Origin of the sequence: Nocardiopsis ganjiahuensis DSM 45031 (assembly GCF_000341085.1) — a bacterium.
Classification (GTDB): Bacteria; Actinomycetota; Actinomycetes; order Streptosporangiales; family Streptosporangiaceae; genus Nocardiopsis; species Nocardiopsis ganjiahuensis.
In genome coordinates this window covers 114,807-123,265 of the sequence record NZ_ANBA01000030.1, presented here as the reverse complement: position 1 = coordinate 123,265, position 8,459 = coordinate 114,807, and the positions used below count along the sequence as shown (strand labels likewise).

Here is an 8,459-nt window from a genome sequence, read left to right as displayed (position 1 = left end):
GAACCAGTGTTCTGTCTGCTCTTCCGTGGAAGGCTTTCTGCGTTTCAGTCGCTTTCGCGACCGACCCGCTTCGTTGTGTCTTTACTTTATCAGGTATTCCGCGCCCCGCCAAATCGGCGTTTTCGCTTTAAAACCTGATCGGGAGAAAGAATTCCCGCTGCTTCCCCAGCCTAGCGTTTCCACCGAAGTGGTTTTTGCTGGGCTGTTTGAAGCAACTCCCAGAGCCTACCTGCTTCGAGCGAGTGCTCGAACCATCTCGGCGAAGAAGAGTGTGTCTGTGATCGCGGCCCGGTGCTGAGCCGGAACCCAAGAGGTTCCGCTCGCCGTCCCGCAGCGACTCGGTGAGTCTAGGTAACTGGTCCAGCGACGTCAAATCAGTACGGACCGTGGGAGGGACCCCGATCTGTCCGAACGTTCCGCGTTGGCCTGGCGGCCCCCGTCATCTGCGGGTTCTCGCCCTGGTCCGCGGAGCGACGCCCCGGTTCACTCGGCCCTACACACAGGGACCGGTGTTTCGCGTGGCTTGCTTGTCAGACAACATCCATCCTCCCCAGGCCCACACACAGGCAAACACGGGGAGCGGATTTTTCTTTGCGGCCCCTCGAACCGAGGGAGGGGCGGATGCCCGGACCCGTTCGGGTCCCGCACCCGCCCCCACTCACGCCTCACCCTGGTCTGCCTGGGTGAACGTACTGGTCAGACCATCTCGGACAGCTCGCGAGCGAGCTGCCGGAAGGCGATCCCCCGGTGGCTGATCGCGTTCTTCTCCTCGGCCGACAGCTCCGCGGTCGTGCGGACCTCCCCTTCGGGGACGAAGACCGGGTCGTAACCGAACCCGTTCTCACCGCGGCGTTCGCTCACCAGGCGGCCGCGCAGCACGCCTTCGGCGACGGCTTCGGTCCCGTCCGGCATGACCAGGACCGCCGCGCAGACGAACTCCGCTCCCCTGCGCTCGGGCGGGGTGTCGGCGAGCTGGTCGAGCACCAGGTCCAGGTTGGCCCGGTCCTGGTCGCCCGCACCGAAACGGCCGGCCCAGCGGGCGGACAGCACCCCGGGCATGCCCCGGAGTTCGTCCACGCTCAGGCCGGAGTCGTCCGCGACCGCCGGGAGTCCCGTGTGCGCCGCGATCGCCCGCGCCTTCAGCAGTGCGTTGCCGATGAAGGACGGTTCGGTCTCGGGTACCTCGGGCGCGTCCGGGAACGCGTCCAGGGCCAGGACCTCGGCCTCCACCCCGGCCTCGGCCAGGATGGCGCGCATCTCCGGAACCTTCTTCGCGTTGCGCGTGGCCAGGACGAGTTTCACCGTGCCTCCTCCACCGGGAACACCGCCGATGCGTGCACCGGCGCCGCTCGCGGTCCTCACTCCGACAGTGCCTTCTTCTGGATGGCGGTCAGTTCCTCGCACCCGCCGGAGGCGAGGTCGAGCAGCTTGTTGAGCAGTTCGCGGTCGAAGGCGGCGTCCTGGCCCTCGGCCGTGCCCTGCACCTCGACGAACTTGCCGTCGCCGGTCAGCACGACGTTCATGTCGGTGTCGGCGACCGAGTCCTCCAGGTAGTTCAGGTCCAGCCGGGGCTGGCCCTGGACCACACCGACGCTGACCGCCGCGACGGAGCCGGTCAGCGGGTTGTTCTTGAGCTTGCGGCGCTTGCGCAGGTGCTTCATCGCGTCGGCCAGGGCCACGTAGGCGCCGGTGACCGCGGCGGTACGGGTGCCGCCGTCGGCCTGGAGCACGTCGCAGTCCAGGGTGATGGTGTGCTCGCCCATCGCCTTGAAGTCGACGACGGCACGCAGGGAACGACCGATCAGGCGGGAGATCTCGTGGGTACGGCCGCCGATCTTGCCGCGCACCGACTCCCGGGCGCCGCGGGTGTCCGTGGAGCGGGGGAGCATCGCGTACTCGGCGGTGACCCAGCCTTCGCCGGTGCCCCGGCGCCAGCGAGGCACACCGTCCTCGACGGTGGCCGCGCAGAGCACACGGGTGTCCCCGAACTCGATCAGTGCGGAGCCTTCCGCGTGGCGGAGCCAGTTGCGGTGGATGTTCACGGGGCGGAGTTGGGTCGGAACGCGTCCGTCAGGTCGGGCCATGCACACGAGCGTATATCCGGACGGTGTCCCACGGTGCTGGAGCCGGGGGGTACCGGACTCGGTGGGACCTGCGCCACACGGGCCCCACCCTCCCCCGGGCCGGCCGCTGCTCTCACGCGGTCCCGCTCCGGGTCAGACCCCGATCTCCCGGACCTGGCCGCCGCGGGCCAGCTCGATGGGGCCGTCGAAGGTGCTGCGCGCCTCGGCCATCGTGATGTCGTCGTCGTTCCACGGCACCAGGTGGGTGAGCAGGAGCTTGCGGACCCCGGCGCGGGTGGCGTGCTCGCCCGCCTCGCTGCCGGTCAGGTGCATGTCCTTGGGGTGTTCGAGGTGGTCGTGGAAGGCCGCCTCGCACAGGAACAGGTCGGTGTCCCGGGCCAGCTCGACGAGGGAGTCGCAGGAGCCGGTGTCACCGGAGTAGGTGAGGCTGACGCCTTCGTGCTCCAGGCGGATGCCGAAGGCGTCCACGGGGTGGTTGACCCGGGCGACGCGGGCGGTCATCGGGCCGATCGAAAACTCGCCGGGGGTGAGTTCGTGGAAGTCGAAGACCTCGGTCATGCCGGGGTCCGGGTCCAGTCCGTAGATCTCGGCCAGGCGGTCGGCGACACCCGCGGGCCCGTACACGGGAATGGGGGGCTTGGCCCCGCCGGGCGAGTACATGCGGGCGACCCAGTAGGCGCACATGTCCGCGCAGTGGTCGGTGTGCAGGTGGCTGAGGTAGACGGCGTCGACGGAGTAGAGGTCGGCGTAACGCTGGAGAGCGCCGAGCGCACCGTTGCCCAGGTCGAGCAGGAGGCGGAAGCCGTCCACCTCGATCAGGTAACAGGAGGCCGGACTGTCCGGCCCGGGAAAGCTCCCGGAGGACCCGATAATCGTGAGTCGCACGTCGTCGTCGCCTTTTCGATCGGCCGCACTGCCTCCGTGGCCCCTGCGTGACGTGTGCGGGGAGAGCGGTGAGCGGCTGGTTCTGCGGATGTCCCGTTGTTACGGGTGTACCCCAATGGCCGCCCGGGTGGTACAAAATGTGGTCCGCATCTCAGGCGACGTGTGTCACGTGTGAATTTTTCACACCGATTGACCAGATTTGACTGGTTCCCTGGTCCCGGGTTCAGGACAGGGGGTGGGACAGGAACACGACGGTCGTGGAGCAGGCGCGTAGCGGTCGGAGCAGACGCACGACGGATACCCGGTACGTGCACGGCCAGGCGCACGGCGGAAGCGGGACCCGGGCGGCAGGCATGACGAAGGCCGGTCCCCTGTGCGGGAACCGGCCTCGACCGGGGTCAGGCCCAGAGCTGGCCGTCCAGTCGCTCCTCCGCCTCCTCGAGGGTTCCCTCGTAGGCGCCGGTGGAGAGGTACTTCCAGCCCGCGTCAGCGATGACGAACGCGATGTCGGCGCGCTCGCCCGCCTTCTCGGCCTTGCGGGCCATGCCCAGGGCCGCGTGCAGGGCACCGCCCGTGGAGATACCCGCGAAGACGCCCTCCTTCTCCAGGAGCTGCCTGGTGCGTTGGAGCGCGGCGTCCGCCGGCACCGAGAAACGCGTGGTGAGCACGGACTCGTCGTACAGCTCGGGGACGAACCCCTCGTCGATGTTGCGCAGCCCGTAGACCAGCTCGCCGTACCGGGGTTCGGCGGCGACGATCTGGACTCCGGGCCGGTGCTCACGCAGGTAGCGGCCCACACCCATGAGGGTGCCGGTGGTGCCGAGACCCGCCACGAAGTGGGTGATCTCCGGCAGGTCGGCCAGCAGTTCGGGCCCGGTGGTCTCGTAGTGGGCCCGGGCGTTGGCCGGGTTGCCGTACTGGTAGAGCATCACCCAGTCGGGGTGGGCCGCGGCCATCTCCTTGGCGACGCGGACGGCCTCGTTGGAGCCGCCGGCGGCGTCGGAGAAGTGGACCTCGGCGCCCCACATGGCGAGCAGCTGCTTGCGCTCGGCGGAGGTGTTCTCCGGCATGACGCAGACCATGCGGTAGCCGCGCAGCTTGGCGACCATGGCCAGCGAGATGCCGGTGTTCCCCGACGTCGGCTCCAGGATGGTGCAGCCCGGTGAGAGCAGCCCGTCCTTCTCCGCCTGCTCGATCATGAAGTACGCGGCGCGGTCCTTGATCGAGCCGGTGGGGTTGCGGTCCTCCAGCTTCGCCCACAGCCGGACCTCCGGCGAGGGCGAGAGCCGGGGCAGGCCGACCAGCGGCGTGCCACCGAGGGAGTCGAGTAGGGAGTCGTAGCGCATGGCTTCCTTAGCGGGAGCCGCCGGCGACGGCGGGAAGGATGGTCACCTTGTCACCGTCGGAGAGCTTGGCCTCAAGCCCGCCGACGAAGCGGACGTCCTCGTCGTTGAGGTAGACGTTGATGAAGCGGCGCAGCTTCCCGCCGTCCACCAGGCGCTCGGCGATGCCGGGGTGGCTGTTGTCCAGGTCGGCGATCAGCTCGCTGAGGTTGTCACCGGAACCCTCGACGACCTTGGCGTCGCCGGTCAGGTTGCGGAGGATGGTGGGGATGCGGACCTCGATGGCCATGAAGGTGACTCCGTAAACGGTCGTTGTTGTGCGTTCATGTCCAACAGGCGGTTCACCGCTCCCATTCCGGTGCCCTGTGCGGGGTCCCGGGCGTGGTGGCGGGTAACGGCCACCTGTCGGTCGTGCGTACCTGTCGGCGGGTGTTCGTGCCGGCGGGTGGGCCCGTCTACCGGTCGGTGCCGGCCCCGGTGATCTCCACCGGTTCCTCCGTGACCTCGCCGTCGATGATCCGGTAGGACCGGAACTCGGCGGTGTCGGCCTCACGTGTGGACACGAGGACGTAGTGGGCCTGGGGCCACTGGGCGTAGGAGATGTCGGTACGCGAGGGGTAGGCCTCGGTCGCGGTGTGGGAGTGGTAGATCACCACGAACTCCTCGTCCCGGTCCCAGAGTTCGTCGTAGACCTTCTTGTACTCGGTCGAGTCGAACTCGTAGAACGTCGGGGAGCGCGCCGCGTTCAGCATCTCGATGATCCGCTCCGGGCGGTCGGAACCCTCGGGGCCCGCGACGACACCACACGCCTCGTCGGGGTGGTCACGGCGCGCGTGGGCGACGATCTGGTCGTGGATGGAGCGGTCGATCCTCAGCATGGGTCCAGGGTACCCACAACTTCTTTTCTACCAACCAGGTGGGTATTAATGCGGTACGGGTCACTCCGCGCACCGCCCCGATGCAGGTGGGGCACTCGCACCGCCCCTGCCCGAAACACGTAGGCTCCCCCCTATGAGCAAGGACAGCAGCAGCGCGCTGCTCACCGACCACTACGAACTGACGATGCTGCAGGGAGCCCTGCACAGCGGCGCCGCCGCACGCCGGTCGGTGTTCGAGATGTTCGGCCGACGCCTGCCGGAGGGACGCCGCTACGGGATCGTGGGCGGTACCGGCCGCTTCCTGGACCTGTTGGAGCGCTTCCGCTTCGGCTCCGAGGAACTGGACTTCCTGTCCGACAACGGAGTCGTGGACGAGACCACGCTGAACTGGCTCTCGGAGTACCGGTTCTCCGGGAACGTGTGGGGCTACGGCGAGGGTGAGGCCTACTTCCCGGGGTCGCCGATCCTGGTCGTGGAGGGCACCTTCGCCGAGGGTGTGATCCTGGAGACCCTGGCGCTGTCGGTGTACAACCACGACAGCGCGATCGCCTCCGCCGCCACCCGGATGTCCGTGGCCGCGGGCGGAAGGCCGCTGATCGAGATGGGTTCCCGCCGCACCCACGAACGCTCCGCCGTTGCGGCGGCGCGCGCCGCCTACGTGGCCGGGTTCGCGACCTCCTCCAACCTGGAGGCCGGGCGCAGCTACGGGGTGCCGACCGGCGGGACGGCCGCGCACGCCTTCACGCTGCTGCACGACAGCGAGCGGCACGCCTTCAAGGCCCAGCTGGAGTCCATGGGCACCGAGACCACTCTGCTCGTGGACACCTACGACGTGGAACGCGCGGTGCGCCACGCGGTGGAGCTGGCCGGCCCCGGGCTCGGCGCGGTCCGCATCGACTCCGGCGACCTGGCCAAGACCGCCTCCCGTGTCCGCGCCCAACTGGACGCCCTCGGTGCGACCGGGACCCGCGTCGTGGTGACCGGCGACCTGGACGAGCACTCGATCCAGGCCCTGGCCGTGGCGCCGGTGGACGGGTACGGAGTGGGTACGTCCCTGGTGACGGGTTCGGGCGCGCCGACCGTGTCGCTGGTCTACAAGCTGGTGGCGCGGGCACGCGGCCTGGACGAGGGCGCCCCGTTGGAGCCGGTCGCCAAGCGCTCGGTCGGCAAGCCCAGCCGGGGAGGCCGCAAGTGGGCGGTCCGACGGCTGGACGACCAGGGGATCGCCGTGTCCGAGGAGGTGTTCCCGCACGAGCCGGCCGACCTGGTCGGGGCCCGCCCGCTGCTGCGGCCGCTGGTCACCGACGGCGAGGTGGTGGGACACGAGAGCGTGCACGAGGCGCGCGAACGCCACCGGAAGACCGTGGCCGAGCTCCCCGAGCAGGCGCTGCGGATGTCCCGTGGCGACGCCGCGCTGCCGACGGTCTTCCACTGACCCCGGCCGTCCCCGCCGGCCCTCCCATGACAAGACCGCATCCTCGACAAGAAGGCAGGTGCCGAACATGACCAGGGCACTCATCGTGGTGGACGTACAGAACGACTTCTGCGAGGGCGGGAGCCTGGGTGTGAACGGCGGGGCCCGTACTGCGGCCGCCGTCACCCGGCACGCGCGCTCGGGCGGTTACGACCACGTGGTGGCCACTCGTGACCACCACATCGACCCCGGGGACCACTTCTCGGAGGACCCCGACTTCGTGGACAGCTGGCCCCGGCACTGCGAGGTGGGCACGCCCGGCGCGGAGTTCCACGCCGACTTCGACCCCTCCGTGGCCGAGGAGGTCTTCAGCAAGGGCCAGTACACGGCGGCCTACAGCGGTTTCGAGGGCACCGCGGAGGACGGCGGGACGACCCTGGCCGCGTGGCTCCGGGACCGGGGCGTGGACGAGGTGGACGTGGTGGGCATCGCCACCGACCACTGCGTGCGCGCGACCGCGTTGGACGCCAGCAGCGAGGGGTTCCGGACCCGGGTGCTGCTCGGACTGACCGCCGGAGTGGCCGCGCCCACGGTGGACTCGGCGCTGGAGCAGCTGCGCGGGGCGGGCGTGGCCCTGGAGGGCGAGCCGCTGGTCGGCTGAGCCCGAGCGGCCGCCCGGGGCAGCCCTCGGACGGACGCCCTTGCGGACACAACGGCGAAGGGGGCGGAGGTGACCTGGTCACCGCCGCCCCCTTCGTGTGTGCGGTCAGTCGATACCGATGGCCGCGCGGACGTCGCCCAGCACCCGGCGGGCCCGGGCGCGGGCGCGCTCGAGGCCGGAGGCGAGGATGTCGTCGAGCTCGGTCTCGGAGGCCATGAGCTCCTCGTAGCGCTCGCGCTTGGGGCCGAGTTCGGCGTTGACCGCCTCGAACAGCTCCTTCTTGAGGTCGCCCCAGCCCATGCCGCCCGCCTCCAGGCGCTTGCGCACGTCGGCCACCTTGTCGGCGTCGGCGAAGTGCGTGAGCAGCTGGAACGGGATCGAGCTGTCCGGGTCCTTGGGGTCCTCGACCGGGGTGGAGTCCGTGGGGATCCGGTTGATGGCCTTGCGGAGCTTCTTCTCCGGCAGGAAGAGCGGGATGTGGTTGTCGTAGGACTTGCTCATCTTGCGGCCGTCGGTCCCGGGCAGGATGCTCGCGTCGCTGTCGTCGATGACGCCCTTGGGGATCGGGAAGCTGTAGCTGTCCCCGTACCGGTGGTTGAAGTATCCGGCGAGGTCGGCGGTGTACTCGATGTGCTGCGACTGGTCGCGCCCCACGGGGACGCGCTGGCCCTCCATGACGAGGATGTCCGCGGCCATCAGGATGGGGTAGTTGTACAGCCCCATGTTGATGCCGGCGTCGAGCTCGGTGAGCCCGGCCTCGTTGTTGCGGTCGCGCGCGGCCTTGTAGGCGTGTGCGCGGTTCATGAGCCCCTTGGGGGTGAGGGTGCTCAGGATGGTGGTGAGCTCGAAGGTCTCGGGGATGCCGGACTGGCGGTAGATGACCGTGCGCTCGGGGTCGAGTCCGCAGGCCAGCCAGGTGGCAGCGCCCGACCGGATGCTCTGGCGGAGTTCGTCCGCGTCCTTGATGATGTTGAGCGCGTGGTAGTCCGCGATGAAGTAGAACGTCTCGGACGCCTCGGACGCGGCCGCTGCCAGGGCGGGCTTGATCGCGCCGATGTAGTTGCCCAGGTGGAAGTCGCCGGTGGGCTTGATCCCGGTCAGATAGGTGTTCGCTGCCATGTGTCCAGCCTATCGGCGCACGGCGCCCGTTTCCCGCCCGGCGCCCGCCGCCGACGGCGAGCGGCGCCCCCGATG

At 69.5% G+C, this 8,459-nt stretch carries 9 protein-coding genes; 2 read left to right on the top strand and 7 right to left on the bottom strand.

Annotation, left to right across the window (positions count from 1 at the left end):
- Positions 1 to 696: 696 nt before the first annotated feature.
- The 6 genes from rdgB to D458_RS0130780 form a co-directional block, all read right to left on the bottom strand.
- Positions 697 to 1,302 (bottom strand): RdgB/HAM1 family non-canonical purine NTP pyrophosphatase, encoded by a 606-nt coding sequence (gene rdgB / locus D458_RS0130805; RefSeq protein ID WP_017590572.1) that lies wholly within the window; start codon positions 1,300 to 1,302, stop codon positions 697 to 699.
- Between the two features lie 56 nt (positions 1,303 to 1,358).
- Complete coding sequence (rph, locus tag D458_RS0130800) at positions 1,359 to 2,084, bottom strand: ribonuclease PH (protein WP_083936481.1); 726 nt, start codon at positions 2,082 to 2,084, stop codon at positions 1,359 to 1,361.
- A 132-nt stretch (positions 2,085 to 2,216) separates the two neighbouring features.
- Positions 2,217 to 2,969 (bottom strand): MBL fold metallo-hydrolase, encoded by a 753-nt coding sequence (locus tag D458_RS0130795; protein ID WP_017590570.1) that lies wholly within the window; start codon positions 2,967 to 2,969, stop codon positions 2,217 to 2,219.
- A gap of 398 nt (positions 2,970 to 3,367) precedes the next feature.
- Complete coding sequence (locus tag D458_RS0130790; protein WP_017590569.1) at positions 3,368 to 4,315, bottom strand: PLP-dependent cysteine synthase family protein; 948 nt, start codon at positions 4,313 to 4,315, stop codon at positions 3,368 to 3,370.
- A gap of 7 nt (positions 4,316 to 4,322) precedes the next feature.
- The gene (locus tag D458_RS0130785; protein WP_017590568.1) at positions 4,323 to 4,601 is read right to left on the bottom strand and encodes a MoaD/ThiS family protein; all 279 of its coding nucleotides are present in this window, start codon (positions 4,599 to 4,601) and stop codon (positions 4,323 to 4,325) included.
- 166 nt (positions 4,602 to 4,767) lie between these two features.
- Positions 4,768 to 5,190, bottom strand: a complete 423-nt coding sequence (locus tag D458_RS0130780) for a Mov34/MPN/PAD-1 family protein (RefSeq protein WP_017590567.1) — start codon at positions 5,188 to 5,190, stop codon at positions 4,768 to 4,770.
- 133 nt (positions 5,191 to 5,323) lie between these two features.
- On the opposite strand from D458_RS0130780, the gene D458_RS0130775 reads away from it, so the two are divergent.
- Both D458_RS0130775 and D458_RS0130770 read left to right on the top strand, forming a co-directional pair.
- Positions 5,324 to 6,625: a nicotinate phosphoribosyltransferase gene (locus D458_RS0130775; protein ID WP_017590566.1), complete on the top strand. Its 1,302-nt coding sequence runs from the start codon at positions 5,324 to 5,326 to the stop codon at positions 6,623 to 6,625.
- Between the two features lie 67 nt (positions 6,626 to 6,692).
- Positions 6,693 to 7,265 (top strand): nicotinamidase, encoded by a 573-nt coding sequence (locus tag D458_RS0130770; RefSeq protein ID WP_017590565.1) that lies wholly within the window; start codon positions 6,693 to 6,695, stop codon positions 7,263 to 7,265.
- A 105-nt stretch (positions 7,266 to 7,370) separates the two neighbouring features.
- On the opposite strand, the gene D458_RS0130765 is transcribed toward D458_RS0130770, so the two are convergent.
- Complete coding sequence (locus tag D458_RS0130765) at positions 7,371 to 8,384, bottom strand: tryptophan--tRNA ligase (RefSeq protein ID WP_017590564.1); 1,014 nt, start codon at positions 8,382 to 8,384, stop codon at positions 7,371 to 7,373.
- Positions 8,385 to 8,459 lie beyond the last annotated feature (75 nt).